Annotated in this window: 16 protein-coding genes and 3 pseudogenes; 6 read left to right on the top strand and 13 right to left on the bottom strand. The window is 39.9% G+C overall.

Going from position 1 to position 19,813, the window contains the following annotated elements:
- Positions 1-775, bottom strand: a pseudogene (locus ACM0OW_RS24540) (hypothetical protein); the annotation flags it as partial.
- Between the two features lie 464 nt (positions 776-1,239).
- Positions 1,240-2,424: a hypothetical protein gene (locus tag ACM0OW_RS24545; RefSeq protein WP_414553165.1), complete on the bottom strand. Its 1,185-nt coding sequence runs from the start codon at positions 2,422-2,424 to the stop codon at positions 1,240-1,242.
- A gap of 522 nt (positions 2,425-2,946) precedes the next feature.
- Here ACM0OW_RS24545 and ACM0OW_RS24550 point away from each other — a divergent pair.
- Entirely contained in the window at positions 2,947-3,402 is a 456-nt protein-coding gene (locus ACM0OW_RS24550; RefSeq protein ID WP_414553167.1) for a helix-turn-helix domain-containing protein, read from the top strand.
- 709 nt (positions 3,403-4,111) lie between these two features.
- Here the strand turns inward: ACM0OW_RS24550 and ACM0OW_RS24555 are convergent.
- Together ACM0OW_RS24555 and ACM0OW_RS24560 are read right to left on the bottom strand one after the other, a co-directional pair.
- Positions 4,112-4,522, bottom strand: a complete 411-nt coding sequence (locus ACM0OW_RS24555; RefSeq protein ID WP_414553169.1) for a hypothetical protein — start codon at positions 4,520-4,522, stop codon at positions 4,112-4,114.
- Positions 4,523-4,896: 374 nt separating this feature from the next.
- A complete protein-coding gene (locus ACM0OW_RS24560) occupies positions 4,897-6,135 on the bottom strand; it encodes an RNA-guided endonuclease InsQ/TnpB family protein (RefSeq protein WP_414553171.1) in 1,239 nt (412 codons plus the stop codon).
- Positions 6,136-6,358: 223 nt separating this feature from the next.
- Between ACM0OW_RS24560 and ACM0OW_RS24565 the strand changes: the two genes are divergently transcribed.
- Together ACM0OW_RS24565 and ACM0OW_RS24570 are read left to right on the top strand one after the other, a co-directional pair.
- On the top strand, positions 6,359-7,099 hold the full coding sequence (locus tag ACM0OW_RS24565) for a dienelactone hydrolase family protein (RefSeq protein ID WP_414553173.1): 741 nt from the start codon (positions 6,359-6,361) through the stop codon (positions 7,097-7,099).
- Between the two features lie 20 nt (positions 7,100-7,119).
- Complete coding sequence (locus ACM0OW_RS24570) at positions 7,120-7,332, top strand: hypothetical protein (RefSeq protein WP_414553175.1); 213 nt, start codon at positions 7,120-7,122, stop codon at positions 7,330-7,332.
- 243 nt (positions 7,333-7,575) lie between these two features.
- On the opposite strand, the gene tnpB is transcribed toward ACM0OW_RS24570, so the two are convergent.
- Positions 7,576-8,787, bottom strand: coding sequence for an IS200/IS605 family element RNA-guided endonuclease TnpB (gene tnpB, locus ACM0OW_RS24575; RefSeq protein WP_414553177.1), 1,212 nt, complete (start codon positions 8,785-8,787; stop codon positions 7,576-7,578).
- 171 nt (positions 8,788-8,958) lie between these two features.
- On the opposite strand from tnpB, the gene ACM0OW_RS24580 reads away from it, so the two are divergent.
- A complete protein-coding gene (locus ACM0OW_RS24580; protein WP_190714985.1) occupies positions 8,959-9,294 on the top strand; it encodes a XisI protein in 336 nt (111 codons plus the stop codon).
- A 175-nt stretch (positions 9,295-9,469) separates the two neighbouring features.
- Here the strand turns inward: ACM0OW_RS24580 and ACM0OW_RS24585 are convergent.
- The 6 genes and pseudogenes from ACM0OW_RS24585 to ACM0OW_RS24610 all read right to left on the bottom strand — a co-directional run.
- Positions 9,470-10,213 (bottom strand): annotated as a pseudogene (locus ACM0OW_RS24585) (HNH endonuclease); the annotation flags it as partial.
- A 60-nt stretch (positions 10,214-10,273) separates the two neighbouring features.
- Positions 10,274-11,179: a DUF6262 family protein gene (locus ACM0OW_RS24590; protein WP_414553179.1), complete on the bottom strand. Its 906-nt coding sequence runs from the start codon at positions 11,177-11,179 to the stop codon at positions 10,274-10,276.
- On the bottom strand, positions 11,172-12,794 hold the full coding sequence (locus tag ACM0OW_RS24595) for a tyrosine-type recombinase/integrase (RefSeq protein ID WP_414553181.1): 1,623 nt from the start codon (positions 12,792-12,794) through the stop codon (positions 11,172-11,174). Before ACM0OW_RS24595 ends, ACM0OW_RS24590 begins: the two co-directional genes overlap by 8 nt.
- A complete protein-coding gene (locus tag ACM0OW_RS24600; RefSeq protein WP_414553183.1) occupies positions 12,784-13,887 on the bottom strand; it encodes a tyrosine-type recombinase/integrase in 1,104 nt (367 codons plus the stop codon). The genes ACM0OW_RS24595 and ACM0OW_RS24600 overlap by 11 nt, the downstream gene beginning before the upstream one ends.
- A gap of 144 nt (positions 13,888-14,031) precedes the next feature.
- Positions 14,032-14,574 (bottom strand): annotated as a pseudogene (gene iscB, locus ACM0OW_RS24605) (RNA-guided endonuclease IscB); the annotation flags it as partial.
- Positions 14,575-14,793: 219 nt separating this feature from the next.
- Positions 14,794-15,999: an AIPR family protein gene (locus tag ACM0OW_RS24610; RefSeq protein ID WP_414553185.1), complete on the bottom strand. Its 1,206-nt coding sequence runs from the start codon at positions 15,997-15,999 to the stop codon at positions 14,794-14,796.
- A 165-nt stretch (positions 16,000-16,164) separates the two neighbouring features.
- On the opposite strand from ACM0OW_RS24610, the gene ACM0OW_RS24615 reads away from it, so the two are divergent.
- Positions 16,165-17,382: an RNA-guided endonuclease InsQ/TnpB family protein gene (locus ACM0OW_RS24615; RefSeq protein ID WP_414553186.1), complete on the top strand. Its 1,218-nt coding sequence runs from the start codon at positions 16,165-16,167 to the stop codon at positions 17,380-17,382.
- Positions 17,383-17,603: 221 nt separating this feature from the next.
- On the opposite strand, the gene ACM0OW_RS24620 is transcribed toward ACM0OW_RS24615, so the two are convergent.
- Together ACM0OW_RS24620 and ACM0OW_RS24625 are read right to left on the bottom strand one after the other, a co-directional pair.
- The gene (locus ACM0OW_RS24620) at positions 17,604-17,879 is read right to left on the bottom strand and encodes a hypothetical protein (protein WP_414553188.1); all 276 of its coding nucleotides are present in this window, start codon (positions 17,877-17,879) and stop codon (positions 17,604-17,606) included.
- Entirely contained in the window at positions 17,872-19,161 is a 1,290-nt protein-coding gene (locus ACM0OW_RS24625; protein ID WP_414553189.1) for a hypothetical protein, read from the bottom strand. Before ACM0OW_RS24625 ends, ACM0OW_RS24620 begins: the two co-directional genes overlap by 8 nt.
- Before the next feature lie 227 nt (positions 19,162-19,388).
- Between ACM0OW_RS24625 and ACM0OW_RS24630 the strand changes: the two genes are divergently transcribed.
- On the top strand, positions 19,389-19,781 hold the full coding sequence (locus ACM0OW_RS24630; protein ID WP_414553191.1) for a hypothetical protein: 393 nt from the start codon (positions 19,389-19,391) through the stop codon (positions 19,779-19,781).
- Positions 19,782-19,813 lie beyond the last annotated feature (32 nt).

The raw sequence follows: 19,813 nt of genomic DNA on the forward strand, positions 1-19,813 counted from the left end.
CAGTTTTTGCGATCGCTTGTTTTTTCTCCGACTTCACAAAATCGCGTTGCTCCCAATCGAATTTTAGTTTGGTTAAATCTTGCCGTCTGGCCGCGCGATCGCAATAATCAAGAAAGCTGGCAACTGAATCGCTAATTGCTTGTAGGTCATCATCCAGCAATAATGACCCGCTACCCGGTTGCATAGGGCAGCGAATAGCTTTGTAGTTGGTTATTTGTTTGGCACTATAGGATTTGGTATTGGGGAAGATTTCTAGATGTCCTGGGCGTAGAATCAAGCCTGCATTTCTTAAGGTAATCTCTAGGGCGCAGGCTAAGGCAAAAGTAGACAGGGGAGATGCAAAGGTGATAATCAGGTGGTATCCCCCACTAAAACTGGACTGGAGGATGATTATATCAACTATGCCGATGTCCTCTAAGGCAGCTTTAATGCGATTGATAGATTCAAGGTTGTGGTAGTCCCCGAAAAAATCTAAATCGATTGTGGCGTAACGAGTTGTGTTGTCAAAGCGTAGACCTACTAGTTTTGAAGGATCTTGGTGCAGATTCCACAATTGAGAAGGATGAAGGTAATAGTCGATGGTGTGCCATGCTGGTTTTCCACCTGCTACTGCTTGGGGCGCAATTATCGCCCCAAATGGATGCCAAAAGCGCTCCACATAACGTTTACCCACAGCTTCTACCGGCATATGGGGCTTGATTTTCTTTTTTGAAGGCTGTAACAGACTTAATTGGGGCTGGTTCTCGATATCTGTCCTGAAATTTTCTGGGAACATGAGTGACTGTCCTGATGGTTTTTGGGCATCAAGTAGCCTCGCTGTGGGTCAAAATGTGTTAGCCTTAATTTGAATTTTTTATATACAAGCGGTTGGTTATTCGCTTGTTGCAGACGACTCGTAATCGTCTCACGGTTGAATGCAAACAAAGGTTTACCCTGCTTGAGGCTTAAACATACATAAGCTTAGACTGAGGTTTAATCCAACAGGCTTCTGCCCAACAACGCGGCTACCCAACTTTTTTTTGTAGTTATTGAAATGGGGCAGTTAAATCTATAGAACCTATTTGATATCTGAAATTATTTACGTAGTCAGGCAAAAGGCAATACGCAAAAGGGTTTCAGAAAATTTAGGGGTACGGAGTTTTGTATGGCTACGCCACGCAAGCTATCAAAAATCAAATATGATTCCTATAGAAGCAAATTTTGGTTTGACACTGCAAATTCAGCACCACGCCTAAGTTACTATGCAGCACGAATATTATCCCTATGACTATTCATAGCTACTTCTATTTTTTGCATTTGGTTTTTATAATTTTCCCAAGTTTTTTCAAACACGTCAGACTCATAGATCCGCAACAAAACTTCTTCTTTATCGGTCAAATTAGGAAGTTTTAACAACTCCGCCAGAGACACCTGAATTGGAAAAACATCACTAAATTTTTGCATTAAATGAAATATTCTCTGTCTCTGTTCCGCCGATGGTTCATCTTGTAACTCTGCATCAATCTCTCGCGGACGTAAATTCACAATTTCTAGGTTCATATTCACTAAATTTCTCAATCCAAACACAACAAATTCATTCGTTATACCAATAACCCGTCCCATGATTTCCCACTCTGGCCGCAGTCTTGTTTGAAATTGATATACTTGGTCAAGCTGGAAACGCCGAAATGGGTTGCGTTCGCCATGACGCATCCAAGCAATACCATCGCCTATAGTACGTATCTCATCTGCCTCAATCAGGTCTATCACCTGGTTACACATATCTTGATTGCAAATAAACTTGTACGCGGCATCAATACTTCGGTTTAATTCCATCTCCAGTGCAACGGCGGCTTTCAATTTTTTCATTTCTCGTAATTGAGAAATTACTTCAAATACTTTCTTACCCTTGTGATAGCTGCCAACACTTATATTGAGATTTTCAGAAACCTCCTGAATCACAGGTTTACCCTTAATTTCTTGAAAATTCTTCTCATCTATCGAAGTATTCAAATTTGAATACTTCGACTTATTCAAACGACGGGCGCTTTCCCGTTGTCTTTCTTTCGCTTGGGGACGAAGTACGCTCTCCCAGTATTGCCCTTCATGAAATTTCTGGTAATAAGTCTTTCCGCCTTCCCGATGGAGATTATAGTCAAGCACCAGCTTCAAATCCTCTTCAGGTGAAGCAGACTCGACAAATTCCACTCTTACAGCCGCAATTGCAAGCTTGCGAGCTATTTGCAATCGACACTTACCTGCCAAGACAATATTGACACCATTACGCGCCGATACCTTCAAAGATTCCAGAATTCCTGTTTCAGAAATACTTTTTTCCAAGGCAGGACGATTCTCATTCTCACCATATATTTCTATCAGCTTCGGATGAACAACCAACTCCGCAGGAGAAATATATACAATTGCCGGATGATGCACCTCAGACATATTGATACACCGGATTACAAATTGTCTAGAAAAGCTCAGTTTTAATTGGGAAAAATCCGCACAAACAGCCAGAAAAGCTTAAGATGCAATACTTAGAGCATTTACATCCATCTGCAAAAATGATCTAACTCAGGAATTATTCAATATTGCCAGTAACCCAATATTGCCCACCAGAAAACCTATCATAGATGATTTTCTCAAGCACAAAGTGTTATTACAAACATCTGGGGAAGTAATACTACTGTAGTGATATTTAAGATGCCGAACTTGGGAAAATAGACATCTATCTAAAGTAAGATGTATAAAAGTGTGTAAATTCATGGTATGATTGATGCAGATAAATGAGTAGACATAGCAAAGCTCCGTCCTGTTCTAGTAATAGGTGGACTCGTTATTCCTTAAAGCCCTGTTGGCAGCAGGGTTTGAGGAAAATGTTTATCAAAACCAAACCTTATAAAAAAGTATACTAGGTTTTCATACCATTTGGCAAAATTATACAGTAAAGAGGGGTAAATTTGTTAGATGCCTCATCTTCAGCTCCTAAATTCCATAGAAAAACAAGCCCTAGAGTATATAGCGGTAACTAGCCGCGATGAAGTTAGCAAAAGAGCTAAGATTCTTCTGAAATTGGACGATGGCAAAAAGTACTTAGCCATCGTGGAGGAGGTTGGCGTAACCGAAAAATCGATAGCAAAATGGAAGAAAAGATGGACATCAAGCACCATCTCTTCAGAAACCTGGGATTCGGCGATCGCTAAAGCTAATGAAGTATTGGGTGTAAATGTAGGACGGCCCAAGAAATGTAAAAGTACAGAAGCGAGGAAGATCGTTGAAATCAGCGAATGCAACAAGAACCAAAAATTCAGTCGCTCAAAGCACCATTACCATATGCAGGTAGCGGAAGAAGCCACTCTGAGGGGATTACCCAAACTATCACCAAGAAGTATAGGACGCATCTTGGAAGCCCAGCTTCAATAGAAACGCAGCTATTTGACACTCTCCGGGAGCCAAGCCACGGAGATTCTTGGTTCAACGAGTCCACTTAGATGACACCCCTTGCGGTATCTCTCCCAGAGGTGGTTCTCTCCCCCGACGCGCAGCCATGCCCGTTGGCGTAAGCCTGCCGCTAGGCATAGGGCTTTAGCGTTAACTTTCGGTATGCCCTACCGTAGTTGGATTACTCCAAGAATTTGTTTGGTTAAGCCTTCGACTAAATCCTTCGGACACGCTACGCGAACGCTCAGGGTTAAAGCCGAGCGGAGTCTAGGCTTTAAATTCTGTGTCGTCTAGTTCCCATGTTCGCGTTAGCGTCCCGTAGGGAAGATTTTACCTATTCCTGGGCAAGAAACTAGAACTATGGAATAGAACCCCATATCTATGCGCTATCGCGCACGCTACGCGAACAATTGTCTTCGCGTTAGCGTCTCCCAAAGGGAGAAGGTACAGATTGCCGTTAAGCAGTGTAGGGTTTTTAATGTAGTTGATTACCCCTCCACATTGTCAATTTTACCATATTGAATCACAGCTTGGTTTACCCTGTATCGTGGTTTTCATCCCCGCACCTATTGCACGTAATACGCAACTGCGTTGCTGTTACTTTGGGGTTTTCAACCGACCATTGTTATAATGACAACACTTCTGGGAAGCCCACTATATTGCGCGAAGTTTTACATACGTTGCACTTGTCTCAATTAAGATCGTTACGATTAGGTGTCGGCAATTGCATGATCTCAGAAAAACGTGAATACTTAACTTCATCTGTAGGAGGATAATCTGCTGATACAGCAATTAAGCCCATTTTTATATCTTCGAAATAAATTACCCCCCCAATACGTCTTTCAACTTGGAAAGGGGCATGAAAAAAATGATACTCTGCAATGTAAATCGGGAGAAAGTGAGTAATTTTAATTGCCCTACCAAACATTTGCTGACAAGTGCTTTGCAGGACAGCATCTAGGTATTCATTATAGGCAGGCTTACCCAGTTCAGTAAATTCGGGATGATCCGCAAAATGATCCATATAAAATAACCAGATATCGGATAAGTCTGCTTCAATAGTCAGTTTTTGCTTAAGTTCCTGCAATCGGTCGATGTTCATGTTCAGATATTGATGAAGTGGGACGAGCAGACAACACTGTTAAAATCTAGCATGAGCATAACTTTATTCGGAATTATTGCATATTTTGGAGATGGAGCAGAGTTGTCGCCTGAAATGCTGGTTATGTAAGGGAAAAGTTGGGAGACATCCAGGTGCGCTCCCTCCGCCCCATCGCTGTTCAGCCCATGTATGCTATTTGGTCCTGCTTTTAAAAAACGGGTGAGGGTTGGGAATTTGCATCAGTTGCCACACTAGAAAATTTTATTTGGGATAAAATCTACAGCAGTTATTAGGATTTACCACCCTACAGCAACAGTAATCTGTTAAAGGTGAAGTCTGCGATATTCTAGCCGATACAAAAAAGCTAACTAATGCTAACAAGAGCCAGCTTTTTCTTCCTGCTTCATCCTGTTAGTGTCGGCACTATCCAGTCCACAGGCTAACACGGTCAACCTGACCGCTTCTTTTTCTAAATTAATCGCAGCATTTACATCTCTATCACATTCAAATCCACAGTGAGTACAGGTAAATACTCGTTGAGATAGTGACAAAGATGATTTTTTCTCACCACAATGAGAGCAAGTTTTACTACTAGGGTAAAATCTATCTACAATAACTAACTTGCCACCATACAGTTGAGTCTTGTATTCTAACTGCCTACGGAATTCATAAAAACCCATGTCAGCTATAGCTTTAGACAACTTACCATTAGCTAACATCCCGGATACATTTAAATCTTCTATTCCTATAACCGCGTGGTTTTTGCTGATATAAGTGGTGATTTTATGTAATGTATCTTTCCTAATATTGGCTATCTTTCGGTGTAGTCTCCCTATCTTAATTTGGGCTTTTTTATAATTATGAGAACCGACTTGTTTATAGCGGTTCAAATATTGCATTCTTGCTAACTTTTTCTCATACTTTTTATAACTTTTCGCTCCATCAAATATTTCTCCGGTTGACAACACTGCTAGATGATTTATTCCTAAGTCAACCCCCACAAACTCTTGCTTTTTAATGGTTTCATGGTTAGTGAGTGACCTTTCCTGACTTGTGCCGAGCGTAGCCGAGGTAGCGCAGTCGAAGGAAGTTGAACTACTGGTTTCTACTTCTATTTTCCAGGAGATAAACCACTTATCAGCTTGTTTACTAATTGTGATTGATTTGGGTTTATATCCAAAAGGTAAAATCTCATAGGTTTTTAACCATCCAATTATGGGAACTTTTACTTTTTTATGGTCAATATGAATTGCACCATCTAACGTAAAAGAATTATGTCTACCTTTTTTCTTGAATTTAGGAAACCCTTTAACTTTTTTGAAAAAGGATTTAAAGGCATCTGACAAATATCTTAATGCGTATTGTGGAGCGCATTTTGATACCTCATAATACCAACAATGGGTAGATTTAACTGATGCTACTAACCATTTATGTAGGTCTATGGCTGTGGGAAATTTGATTTTATCGTCAGGGTTTGTCCGATTATGTATGAGTACCTGTTGACACAATGCCAATCCTTGATTCCAAGAGTGTCTGGCTACTCCTGCGTGTTGTGCCAGTAGTAGTCTTTGTTGCTTGTTTACCTTGAGTTCGGTCTTGAATCCTAGTAGCATGAAGGTATTTTACAACAAAATTCCAATATAGTCACAATAACTGATGACTTTGGCTGGAATCATAAGTGAATAATTAGTAGTAATTGTTAGCTTTTCAGCTACTGTTAATTAACCCTAAGCAATCGCCTTCAGTGTCCTAGCCAAAATCTGTAATTTGGCTGCTTTAATTCAACCCACTTGTCCACAAGCGAAGTCGCTTCAGGCATAACACGGAGACAAAAAAGTGCAAATTACGAAGCGCAATGTCGAGTTAAGAGTAGATGACAGTTTAATGCGTGTTTATGTAGCGGCTCCCAAAGCAGCAGGAGTTTACCCAGGTATTGTATTCTATAGTGATATTTATCAGTTAGGTAGTCCAATTATTCGTTTAGCTAACTACTTAGCAGGATATGGTTATGTGGTAGCAGCACCAGAAATTTTTCATCGCATCGAGCCAGTTGGTTTGGTAATTGAACCAGATGATTTGGGTCGGATGCGGGGTAATGATGATGCTTGTAGAACGAAAATCGCTGATTATGACGCTGATTGCCTTGCAGTAATGGAATTCCTCAAAACAGAAAGTGCAGTCTCTCCAGATAAAATAGGCACTCTCGGCTTTTGTATTGGCGGACATTTAGCTTTCCGCGCCGCTTTTCAAGACGAAATTAAAGCGAACGTCTGCTGCTACCCTACCGGGATTCCCAGTGGTAAGCTGGGTCAGGGGATAGCTGATACCATCCATCGGGTGAGTGAAATCAAAGGCAAGATGCTATTGATATTCGGAACTCTTGATCCTCACATCCCAGAACATGACCGTCAAATTTTAATTAAAGCTCTAGAGAATGCTAATGTACCGCACAAAGTTCTCTTGTATGAAGCAGAACATACTTTTATGCGGGACGACGGTTATCGCTACGATTCGGCGGCGGCTACCTCTGCTTGGTCTGAAATTGTAACTTTCTTAGAATGTACATTTGCAAACTGAAGCAGCGCTGCGGGTATTTTATGCGAACTGACAAAAGCCCGACATCCAAGAAACAGCGCTGGCGCTATCGCCTCCTCCAGGTGCGTTTCGCCATCGCACAGCCCACCGTAAGAATCGCCCCCACAAAATTCTTACGGGAAAAAGGTAACTGTACTATGCCAAAACTTCCCGACTGCGATAGCGATCGCGTGTGCTTTGCACTCAGCGCTGCTGCAAAGCAGATCGCTAGTTAGCTGATGCAGTCAAGCAGTTGGGGGGGGGTAAGCACTGGCTAGTTTTTAAGAAGTACCGGTGTATGGCTAGTGACAGTGCGCCAGTGTTCCCGAATATGTATGTCACCTGACCCCAAAAAGCGGGTCTGTCGTTGAGGGATGGGCATTCGCGTAGCGTGTCCGCAGGACTTAGCCCCGCCTCCGGCGATGGCGCGATTAAATTGTTCTATAATTGCAAGTAATTGAACCTCGCATGACTAGAAGTCACGCGATTCCTGCTTCAACGATCTGAGCCTGAAATAATTCAGGACTTACAAGTTCTCCACAGGCGTTTTTTATAACCTCCGGCGTACCGACGGCGGTTAGTAATCTCAAACCCTCACTTAATATATTAAGCGCTGCGTTTTTATCCCTTAGATTGTAACTATTACAACTAGGACAAGACCATTCACGTAACTTTAAATCTTTAACTAATGGGTTGATAAAACCACAATTGTTGCAAGTCTGAGATGAGGGATAAAACGTACCAACTTTTTGCACAACTCTGTCATGCCACAAAGCTTTGTATTCCAACATGGTAACGAATTTAGACCAACTAGCATCTGAAATACTCAATGCTAATTTATGGTTCTTGACCATGTTAGCAACTCGCAAATCTTCCATACAGATAATGCTGTTTTCTTTGATTAAGCGGGTTGACAACTTGTGCAAAAAGTCATCTCTCAAATTGGTAATCCGTTCGTAGGTACGAGCCAGCTTGATTTTCGCTTTGACTCGATTACTACTACCTTTTACAGTGCGAGATAATTTCTTGTGTGCTTTACGTAATTTCCTTTTTTGAGTCCGGTAACATTTGGGATTGTCTACAACTTCACCGTCACTAGTAACAAGATAAGCCTTGACTCCCAGGTCTAAACCAATATTTTGAGCAACTTGAGGATATTTCTCTATCTCGGTTTCACACAGGATACTGGCAATATATTTACCAGAAGAAGTCCGGGTTATCGTAACGTTTACAAGCTTCCCAGTAATATCTTGTGACTTGTGAAACTTGACCCATCCTATCTTAGGGAGCTTTAAACGATTCTGTATTACCTGGATGTTGCCGTTGGTAAGATTCGTTTTGTAAGACTGCTTGCAGCCATGTTTCTTCTTGAAATTAGGGAATCCGACACCTTTCTTGTTCTTAGACTTTTTCAAGTCAGCAAAAAAGTTTTTGTATGCTGTTTCTAAATTCTTCAGTGAATTCTGTAAGGCAAATTTATCTACTTCTTTTAACCATTCAATCTCTTTTTTGAATAGAGTTAACTGCTGACTACAGGCATTGTAGTTTAAAGGTTTTTGCTCAGTCGTGTATAGCTCCTGCTTCAATGCTAAAAAGTGGTTATACACAAACCTAGCACAACCGATTGTCTTATTAATTAAGACTTGTTGGTTGTGGTTAGGAATAAGTGTTACTTTAAACGCTTTTTGCATTCTGAGTTTTGATATACCGCCGAAATAATTTTACCATATTCTATATCAGAATATGGTAAATATAGGAATAGGTCACGCCTAACTCATGACTGGAAGCTCGCACAAGAGTGCGGCTTGAAGAAATCAAATTAAGCAAATCATTTATGACCCGATTCAAGAGGTAATTGTACAATGGATACCATAGAGTCTTATCGCCATATAATTCAGTCGTTGTTGACAGATTACGCTGCTATCCCCATCGCCAATGGGTCGATAGATTGCTACACTGTTTTTGATCCGAAACAAGACCATTACCAAGTCATGAATGTGGGATGGGATGGCCATCGGCGGGTATATGGTTGTGTTTTACATTTGGATATTAAGCAGGGAAAGATTTGGATTGAGCAAAATATGACGGAAATGAGAGTAGCCCAAGAACTTGTGGATCTGGGGGTGGCAAAGGAAGATATTGTGTTAGGGTTTCAAGCTCCGGAAATGCGGCAATATACGGATTATGCAGTTATTTGACAATCCCCGAATTTCTAATTCGGGGATTCTACATTCACCGACTCGCCGTCACGGAGATAGAAATTGCCTCGATGCGTTCAAGTGCGATTTAGCACTAATTCATCTATCTTCCCTCCTGGAGACTCCCGCCATAGCTGTACTCAGCTTGGCGGCGAGAGGAAAGGAGGGGCAATATCTAGATTGCATAGCCATAACCATCCTTTTTGTGAATTGTTGTACAGTATTTGTAAGAAATACCTTGAACTAAACCATCTTTGGTGGAAATATTAAAACTGCCTGTGCTTCTGACGGCAATTCTGCCAATGTAAGTACCAATTTTTTTGCCCTTGGTGACAATAGCTTTGACAATATCACCAGTTTGAAAACCTTGGACAAATTTGTGTCTAGGTACATGACGACTAGGAAATCCATATTTGTCAGTCCGACATGACTGCCTAGAACCATGCCCGTTGGCAGTAATTAACAAAGGTCTAATACCTTTGATTTTGAGTATTGGAGTTGATGTACCAACACAAGCAGCATCTAGCCAATGTGATTTATCTAATCCTTGTTTGGTACGGTTAAACTTAGTCAACCCTCCAGAACCAGTTTCTACTGATAAACCAGTTGATTTTAACGTTTCTAGCAGTGCAAACCGAGTAGTATTTACTGCTGCTGCATCAGCTAATTGTTTTTTGGTATGATTGAGGATTTTACTCAATCTAACTGGGTCTTTTTTGAGGAATTGATTAATATCTTTAGTGCCTTTTTTAGTGTTACATTTCTCACAACTTAGAGTTAAATTAGTGATGGAATTTGAACCACCTTTCGCTCTAGGGTGTATGTGTTCAATTTGAAGTGTAACATCTTTGATTCCACAATAAGCACATTCTCTCTGCCACTTTTCTAAGAGGTATTGGCGAGTTTCGTATCCTGCCATTATGTCGTTTACAACGTTTACAACGTCTACACAGAAAGAGTTATACGCTGTTGACATTTTCTACAACGTTTCAAGTGGATACTGAACTAACATCTCCGAAAAAGGTATCCACTTTTCATCATCTGTGTAGATCATGATGCCATCTTTGGTATTTTGACTAGCTTTAACCAATCTCTTTTGCTTGGCTTTTGAATACCATTCGGTGAACAAGTCTAGCTCTGATTTAATTTGAACTTTACCGTTAGGTTTCCAACCTTGTTCGATAGCAGTTTTTAGCCAACCTCCTGGTTTATCAACGCCACCATCAGAAATCGCTTCCTTTAACGCTTCTATTGCGTCTAAAACAGTCTCTTCCGAAGCGGATTTAATTGCTTTAGTTAAAGTTGAATTAAGTTGGATATCCAAAGACTCAAGTTGCTGTTTAACTTTGTCACTAATATTTGAACGTCCTGCCCTTTTCTTTTCTAATGATGTTACTTTAGGATTTTCTACTGATACTGCTTTAAATTGTTGGACTTGTTGGTGGCATTCCTCCAACTTTTGTTTTAACTCTGCATTTTCCACCTTGAACCTTTCTGCCAGATCATCAGCACCTTGTAGATGATAAACCCTACCAGCTAACCCCTCATTAATTCGGCGTAGCCCATCTATTTCTGCTCGTAATTTCTTGTTCTCTTCTCTCAAGGTGGAAATAATTACGGATTTAGAATTGTCCGATGCCAGTGGAGCCTGTTTAGATTTAGGTTTTTGTTTCTGCTGGTCACGCAGAGTTTCAATTCTATTTCTCAAATCTTCCTGCTTGTACAAGTAAGCAGTTGATACATTAGCAGTTTGAGCAACAGATTTAAAACTAATTACCTGACCCTGTTTTATCATCCTCTCAAGTGCTTTCTCTACACGTTCTGCTGATTCCTTAGCTTTGTGTGCTGCTGCCTCTTGTAAAGCTTCTATCTTTCTATTAGTCATTGTCTGCCTCCAAGGTTTTAATAACTTTCTCTAAGTTCTCTTTAATAGGCGTATTTTTATGAACTTGTAGCTGCCAACCACAGTTTTGAGCTTTTTCTAAAACATTATTGGTACGCTCTAAAGTGTCTTTTAAAATCGGTATAAAGTTTTTATTAGTTCTCCAATGAGGGCAGTTATAGCAACCATCAAAACCGGGAATGTCACAATCACCTAATACCTTGGGTCTAGCACAATAACCATGCTCTAATGCTCTAGCTTGTACGTTCTTCTTAAACCATTCCAAGTCGTCATTACTAGACAGTATTGTTTCATCTAGTTCGGCAGTTTCACCTTGGAAATTAACTACCTTTGATTCGTGATATTTTTCAACTTCTTTTCTAAGAGTTTCATCATAAATATAGGTATATCGCATTGTCATAGCAGGTGAACTATGTCCTAAATATCGTTGAATAATATGATGCGGTACACCATTATTAATCATTGTTGTGCCAACAGTATGACGAAACTGATGACATTGAAAATCCCATAGTTTACCTGAGCAGTCTGTAATATTATGCTTTAACGATAACTTCTTTATATACCTTATAAAACATTCACTATTTATTATTTTTGGAAATGGAATAAATTCTTCTGTTTTTCCTCCCATTCTTCTACTACAAAAAAGACATTCAAATGTCTGCCCTAAGTGGTCATAAATATATTGTTGCTGCTCTTGAATAACCTTTACTAATTCTGAAGTAATTGGTATAGTATCTTCTGTCTTCATTTTCCATCGTATGAACTGAATCCGCCACTGACCTTTTCCATCATGTTTGAGACAGTTAATAGGTAACTGACAAAGTTCACTAATTCTCATTCCCGTTTCTTGAAGAACTAATAGCATTCGCATTATCGGTTCTGGTAAATCATTCAAATGCTTGTTTAGTTGCTGTATTACTTCCTCTGGAATATGACGAGGTAGAGGCTTTAATTGTTGAGGATAATCTTCGGAACGAATTAAGTAATTGTCAACTGTAAACCATTTATTAATGTTTCCAGTTTCAAAGAAGTTTGAAAAGTGAGCTAATCTATGTCTTATTGTTGAAGGACTTAATTTTTTTCTACTTAAATAACTTAGATAATCAACCATAACAATCCTATTGATATCTTCTACACGATTGATATAACTAATTTCATTTAAAAAAGCTGAAAAACATACAAAAGAAGCTAGATAATGATATATTGTTCCGAATGCACTATGAGAAGATAAATATTGAATAAACTTTTTGGCATTTTCTTTTAGCCATTCTTGTTTAATAGGTTGAAAATTAAGTTTCTTTAAGTTACCATGCGGATGTGCTTTTAATCCTAAATGCTCTGGCAACCAAACATCATTACTAAATATAAAATTTTCTGAGGTTTTTAATATTGGCTTTGCCCGATTGATAACAAACTTGTGTTTGCATGATTTACATTGATACATTTGCTTACCAAGCCTACCAACTCCTGCTTTCCAACACTTATCATTTCCACATTTAAGACAAATAATTTTATCAGTATTTACTATCTCTAAAAAATCTGTTTCAAATGAGTCTGTATTATTTGAATTTTTTAAAATTGGTCTTTTATTGTTCATGCCTTTTGGTTTGCAGATACTTCTGATACTCTTCTTTAAAATCATCATCTGATAAATGAACATAAGTATTAACCGTTGTCTGAATATCAGCATGACCTAACCGCTTTTGGACATAAGACATATCCCATCCTGCTCGAATCAATTCTGTTGCATGAGTATGCCTCAATAAATGCGGATTTACCTGAATCTCTATCTTTTTTGACAAACGTCTAAATAAACTATCAACAGTTTTATAAGCTAATGGTGTGCCAATTTCACCCTTACCTGGAGCTTTAATTACCAAAAAAACAAAATCACAATCAATATCTTCTGGGTACTCATCTATCAAGTAAGCTGAGTACCATTGCATCAGTTCTTTGCTAACGTGAACTGTTCGCTCTGTTCCAGATTTAGCTCTAACATGGTTAACGTTATCTAATCTTGGGACTACATGAATTTCATTGGTTTTACCTGTAACCATGTCTTCATGTCTTAGTCCTAACGCTTCACCTATTCGTAGCCCTGTTTCGTATAGCAACCTAATTAAAAACTTGTCACGCAATAAGTTACAGGCTTCAACTAAGGTGTTAACTTGCTCAGGTGTTAAACATCCAGGGAATGTCTTTGGTTCTTTGATTTTTAATAGCCGTGTCTTAACCTCTTTACCCTTGCTAATGTGGTGTAAGAAAGACTTGTATTTACGTCCTGGTTGCAATTGATAGCGATAAACCCCTACCCCTTCAGTTGCCCCTATACGCTCTTGAAACTCATAGAACCCACAAACAGTTGTCAGGCAATGATTAATAGTCTTTTCACAGCGTTTAGAAACCTGTGGCTGAACAGATAAAACCCCGGAGTTAGGGTTTCTCAACCAGTGGATAAAGTTTGATAGCTGCTCTAAATCAATTTCGAGCCAATTTAACTTTGAATCCCGTAAAAACTCCCAGAACAGTTTGAGGTTATGGGCATAGGTCTGAATCGTGTTTGGAGAACGCCCTACGCTGTCTAAATAATGCAGGTATTTCTGGATTGGCTCAATAGGCAAATAGTCGTCATCCAAAACCATCCAGATCGGACGATCGCTGTTTGGAAGGATACCCTTTTGGACTTTCATCCTCACATACCCTGAATATCGATGTTTACATTATAGACTTAAATGATTAATCTGTATATACATAAAAACAGCGTAGTGATGAAACTTCATATCAGCTACGCTGTTGTTGTTGTTGTTATTTATAATTTAATAAGACATAACAACTAATTCTCCTTGTTGATATTCTTTTCCTTGAATATCTGGACGACGAATTAGTTGCATGTCAAACTTAACCAATTCTTGACTGATAAATTGAATTGGGGCAATCTTCCGCAACCTATTTACCCAGGTTTTGATATTCTCTATGCGACTTTGTAAGCTTGGTGCTAACCAACCTTCTGGTCTAGTTCTATTCAAAAACCTTGGTTGACGATATCTGGTTTTCCTACTTCTTCTGCTTCTACGTAGTTGTCTTCTCGAAGTTAAAGCATCCCGGATAGTAAATCCTCTATGCTTTAATTCTGCTGCAAATACTACTTCACCTGTTGAATCGTTAACTAATGCCATCCCTGTGTGTTTTGCCCCAGGATCTAACTTTAACCTTAGTAGAGACACAGGAATATCAGAACATGATTCCTTCAGAATTAAGGTGAACGGAAATCGTCTATATACTGCTGTCTTTTTGTTTCGTAATAATTGTCTTGCTTGTGCTGGATGCACAGGGTTTAGTGGTCGTTTGTTAGTATCAATTACAAATACTTTGCACATTTTGTGCCTCCAATTGCTTGGGTAATGTGAGCCTGGACAATGATTTTTAGGCTTGTTACGTCAACAGCACTGGCTTCACCCATTACACCTGTTTAACTGTTAACCTCAGTGCTACAAACTGGCATCACGTATTTGTAGGTGAGATGACCTGAAAATCGTAGTGCGCGAAACACTTAGTCGGGTAAACTTTGGGCTTTTAAAGCCCCCACCATATTACTTTCAGTAATTGGTGGTGGGTTGTTTACCAGACTTAGTGGAATTAACCATTTTCATCAGATGCTGATTCAGATAACTTTGGGCGGAAATGTACAAACTTTCCCAAATCTCTGAGTTGCGGCAGATTTTAGTTCCTACCGTATTTCCGGCTGTTTTCTCTGATATCAAGTATTTCCGGTAATAATTAGTCCATAAGTGTTGCAGGAATTTCTCAGCCAACTCCTCGAAAGGAATAATCCAGTTGTAATTCTCATCCAGAAACACCCGATAAGACGCAATTATCGGTAATGCCAGGTCGGTTGGCGCACCAAATCCAAAGGAATACTTACTATCGGGCAGTAGGGTATTTTTGCGTGTATCTATTGATGCTAAGTCATTAACACCCTTTCTTCTGGGGTTGCTGATATGTTCTTGGATGATTTCATACAGTCTTTGCTCAATCCACAGCGCGTTAGTCAATAGAGGCAGTAACTTAGTCAATCTTGCCCTCTCAGTGTCTGTAATCTGACTGGGGGTACTCGTACCTGTGGGATGCTTGGTTCTTTTATTCCCATCCGGGTTATACCTGTTTCTGTCCAGGCAGTTGATTAACTTGAATAGGTGATTAACATTACATTGGGCATTTCTAGGAGCGCCGCTTTGGTTCTGGTAATAAGCGATTCTAAATTTCCTATCTTCTGTTCTTTCTAACTCGGCTAAATGCTGCTTAATGAATTCATAATCACCCCTGGCGTTAACTTTGGAACGAGAATCCACTGGGGAGGTAGTGTTAGAAGCCAGAGCAATATCTTTAGCTTCTGCTTCATTTAAACCAATGTGGATGGTAACTTTGACTTTGGCCAGGCTGAGGTCGTAGTTATAAGTCCTCGCTTGCTCAAAAGCTAAAACTGTGTGACCGCCATTGATGATGCCATCGCTGCCACCTTCACAACCTTCTAATATCTCCAGTTGCAGTTCGGTTTTGTTTTTGTTGGGTTTAACCTTGTTGGCACAGAGGACTATACCACTGTGACGCTCGAAGAATTTGGCGGGTTGAGTTGTCACCGAATCCAATATTTGCCTGTAAGTTGCACTTCTGCGGTTGGGTTCGCGGATGTTGGGTTCTAGGGGTAAGTCTGTGGGGAATGTCTTGACATAGGCGGTGGCGATGATGCAAGTGGGGTTGGCGTTGAAATAGTTGTCTACTTGAATAGTCCAGTTTTTAGGCATGGGTGGTTTTTGCTTTTTATAGAAAATAGCGGGAAGCTGAAAACCACCATCCGGGATAGGTGGTGGATGAAAGCGACACGGGACGCTAAAGCGTCCTGTAGTTTTCTGATTTTGTTAATATAGATGATATCTCAAAGCTATCAACTTCTGGGAGGTGATTAAGTAGTGCTGGTGTTAGAGTACAAAATTAAAGGCACAAAATTGCAGTATCAGTCCATAGATGAAGCTATTAGAACTACACAGTTCATCAGAAATAAAGCGATTAGATGTTGGATGGATGCACCACGGGAAGCAAACATCAACAAAGTTGCACTTAATAATTACTCAACAGCACTACGGAAAGAGTTTAAATTTGTAGAAGAATTAAACTCAATGGCTTGTCAATCTGCTACAGAAAGAGCGTGGTCAGCTATTGACAGATTTTACAGTAATTGCAAATCTAAAGTTTCAGGTAAAAAAGGCTATCCACGTTTTCAGAAAGATAACCGTTCTGTTGAATATAAAACTTCTGGATGGTCATTAAACCCAACGAAACGACGTATTGCTTTCACTGATAAAAAAGGTATTGGTGAAGTTAAATTACTCGGTAAGTGGGATATTCACACCTACCCAGTTAAGTTAATTAAGAGGGTAAGGTTAGTTAAAAAAGCGGATGGATACTATTGCCAGTTTGCAATTAAAACTGAATCATCAAGTGAAACTAGAATTGCCGATGGTGAGATTGGTTTAGATGCTGGTTTGGAGTATTTCTACTCCGATTCCAATGGACATCATGAACCTAATCCTAGATTTCTTAGAAAAGCTGAAAAAGCAATTAAACACGCTCAAAGACAAATCTACACAAAGGAGAAAGGTAAAAACAAACGACGGAAAGCTAGACAGAGGTATGCTCGAAAACATTTAAAAGTAAGTAGACAACGGAATGAACACGCTAAGAGAGTCGCGCGTAACGTATGCAAGGTTAACACCTTAGTGGTCTACGAAGATTTAAGAGTTAAGAACATGGTGAAAAACCACTATCTTGCTAAATCAATTAATGATGTTAGCTGGGGTTTGTTCCGTCGTTGGTTAGAATATTTTGCAGGTAAATTTAACACTAAATTTGTTGCCATCAATCCGAGAATGACATCTCAAAAATGCAGTGATTGTGGTGCAATTGTTAAAAAATCTCTTTCGACTCGTACCCATAAATGTAGTTGTGGATGTGAGTTGCAAAGAGATGTGAACGCTGCAATAAATATTCTGAATCTTGGTAAACAAGCTAGGGATGGGCAATCCCAAAGTAACGCTTCAGGAGTTGGAATCACTACGCTAGTTGGTGAAAACCTGCTAGGGCAAATTCTGACGGTGAATGAAGAATCCCCTTCCTTTCAGAGTAAGTGAGCGTAGCGAAACTTGCTCAGGTAGGGGAGTGTCAATAATATATTCTTAATTATCTGCTTCGGGGAAGCAGCCAGCACTTAAAAATTATAGTGAAATCGCAGCGCTTACAAGTTGAGGGTGGGGACTTCCGCGAAACGTTAGGACTTATGTCGAAATGCGATTCGCTTACCTATAATCTGAGGTCAAGATTGTTTTCCGTTAATGTGATTTTATACTCCAATTCAGCAAAGCTCTAACTTTTCCATCGCTTTCCATAGATTTCGCCGTCGCTGATGCTCGATTCGCCATTGAGCAAGCAGATTTTGATAAACTTTTGGTGCTAATTCTTTGAGTGCAGACATCCATTGAGCGTGTTCAGTATAATCTGAATTGCGGGATAGTTCTGGCCTGGGTACAAAGTTATGTAGCTGTGTTTTCCAATAAGCCACCACCTGATCCCAGAGGTCATTGGGTGCATACTGCTGTAAATATGTTTTTCGGAAGGTATCATCACGCATAATCACGCCAGGATGAAAATAAAGATTGATGGATTTCTACAGCGATAGGTATATTTGTAAAAGTTTCCAATATCACTGACCAATCGAAACAGCTATCAAAGACGATCTGCTGAATCTTTAAAGCCTGAATCCGTTCTGTTTGTCCCAATCCTGCGGCTGTTTGCTGATAATAGCAAAGTAAAGTTTTCTCATTCTGCCAATGTCCGTGATTATTCCCCGACCCATCAACAATGGTAAACAGCAGTGAAGTTTCTGGTTGCCAAGACTGACCCCTATGTTGGGATTTTAGCAAGGCATCTACAGTCTCCTCAATGACAGCCAAACTTGCCGTAAAGTCTTGTTTAGCCAATAAATCTGCGATGACTGGTAACCCATTTTGCCATTGTTGCCCAATGGTTGCCCGTAGGTTGTTTAAATATATCTCTGGTGGTGCATATTGCTGGGTGGCTGTCATGTAAAAATCATGCCAGTGGGAATAGGTATTGTCTAACGGTTTCTGCCATAAAGCAGTTTCTCTGTTAGCATTTAGACCCGCTAGAATACACTTTTGTTCCTCATCAGATAACTGCGATAAAAAATCGGCGATCGCATCATCATCTAAAGTTATATGTTCAAAATTTTCTTCTTGCTGCCTGATGCTCTGGGCAAAATTGAAAGCATCCTCTCCGGCATTTTTGACTCTCAACCATTCCCAATGCAATAAACAAGTAGTTAGATGTTTTTCTAAATAAATGCCATCATCAATATCCATCCAGTCGGGTATGCCAGATATGATTTCACTTTCTGCTAACACAAGTGCTGAAGTAAAACCTGAATCGGGATTAAACCTGTTTGCAAAAGCTATTTCCACCAGAGGCAGCATTTTTTGAGCAACTTGATCTAGATTTTCGGCAAATTGATAAGTGTCAAAATAAGGAGGCTCCCAATCGGCTTCTTGTAATATATACTCCCCTTCTTCAGCCGCAGCCTCTACAATAATTTCCTCCCATTCTTGCCACAATCCTAACCATATTTGGGCTAATTTAGCTTGAGAAACAGGTTTGGGTTGAACTTCTTGAGTCTGTGCAATTATTAGTGGCGGAGTGAGGATTTGCTTGATAGTTTCTTGAGTATCTGCTGGAAGTTGTTTTAAAGCCACATCCCGCAAATCGTTAGATAAAACTGCAAACAGGACATTGAGTAACTGCGAAATTTCTGGCTGTGTTAGCGCCGCCTGGATGCGACTCCCCACACTACCCAAATCTTCTTCCTGATGGCTCTGATTCTTATTCTGTTTTGACATTGGGGTTGACAGCTAGTTGTATTGCAATACTTTCCAGACTATGCTTTCAAAAGGCACACTTCACCCAGGGGAAACAAAATTTTATCTTCACACTTTCAGGAGATAGCCCATTGTTTTAATTTACTGTAGCGCAAGAATTGTACAAGTATTTGCATAACAAATTATTATAATATCTCCGGTAAGTTGAGATCAGCGATAAACTGGGAAAATTCTTTGAGGAAGTATTAATGGCACAGTCAAACGGGGTGAAAAATCAAACATCTGCACAAGAATTGCCTACAATATCAGATATTCAAGATCCGGTAGCAAGTGAAGCACAGGGTGAATTAGTGGCGGATGTCCAAGATATTGACGGCATTTTGAACTCACTCAAAACTTTATTGAGCAGTGTAGAAAAGCTCCAAAAAATTCGCCAGGAAGTGGGTGATGTCAAACCTTTGATTGGGCGGATGCTGGATGGAGAACTGATGGCTGGCGAAGAACTTGAGCAACTTAAGACAGGTGTAAGTGGTCTTTCTCGCCTCATTCGTGCTTATAGCGACCATCAAGCCGCTTTAGCTAAAGCCCAACCTGCTAGAAACCTGTTAGATCAAGTCTTACAGCGTTTCCGGCTGTTATGAGGTACAGTAGCAGCAATTAGCAAACCAGTTTC

This window comes from Anabaena sp. CCY 0017 (genome assembly GCF_963920885.1).
Taxonomy (GTDB): Bacteria; Cyanobacteriota; Cyanobacteriia; order Cyanobacteriales; family Nostocaceae; genus Nodularia.

Bases quoted from the DNA above. Each gene is read 5' to 3' on its own strand.
- ACM0OW_RS24610 (WP_414553185.1), bottom strand. From the start codon at position 15,999: ATGCCTAAAAACTGGACTATTCAAGTAGACAACTATTTCAACGCCAAC.
- tnpB (WP_414553177.1), bottom strand. From the start codon at position 8,787: ATGCAAAAAGCGTTTAAAGTAACACTTATTCCTAACCACAACCAACAA.
- ACM0OW_RS24550 (WP_414553167.1), top strand. From the start codon at position 2,947: ATGCCTCATCTTCAGCTCCTAAATTCCATAGAAAAACAAGCCCTAGAG.
- ACM0OW_RS24570 (WP_414553175.1), top strand. From the start codon at position 7,120: ATGCGAACTGACAAAAGCCCGACATCCAAGAAACAGCGCTGGCGCTAT.
- ACM0OW_RS24625 (WP_414553189.1), bottom strand. From the start codon at position 19,161: ATGTCAAAACAGAATAAGAATCAGAGCCATCAGGAAGAAGATTTGGGT.
- ACM0OW_RS24560 (WP_414553171.1), bottom strand. From the start codon at position 6,135: ATGCTACTAGGATTCAAGACCGAACTCAAGGTAAACAAGCAACAAAGA.
- ACM0OW_RS24555 (WP_414553169.1), bottom strand. From the start codon at position 4,522: ATGAACATCGACCGATTGCAGGAACTTAAGCAAAAACTGACTATTGAA.
- ACM0OW_RS24590 (WP_414553179.1), bottom strand. From the start codon at position 11,179: ATGACTAATAGAAAGATAGAAGCTTTACAAGAGGCAGCAGCACACAAA.
- ACM0OW_RS24580 (WP_190714985.1), top strand. From the start codon at position 8,959: ATGGATACCATAGAGTCTTATCGCCATATAATTCAGTCGTTGTTGACA.
- ACM0OW_RS24595 (WP_414553181.1), bottom strand. From the start codon at position 12,794: ATGAACAATAAAAGACCAATTTTAAAAAATTCAAATAATACAGACTCA.
- ACM0OW_RS24630 (WP_414553191.1), top strand. From the start codon at position 19,389: ATGGCACAGTCAAACGGGGTGAAAAATCAAACATCTGCACAAGAATTG.
- ACM0OW_RS24600 (WP_414553183.1), bottom strand. From the start codon at position 13,887: ATGAAAGTCCAAAAGGGTATCCTTCCAAACAGCGATCGTCCGATCTGG.
- ACM0OW_RS24545 (WP_414553165.1), bottom strand. From the start codon at position 2,424: ATGTCTGAGGTGCATCATCCGGCAATTGTATATATTTCTCCTGCGGAG.
- ACM0OW_RS24620 (WP_414553188.1), bottom strand. From the start codon at position 17,879: ATGCGTGATGATACCTTCCGAAAAACATATTTACAGCAGTATGCACCC.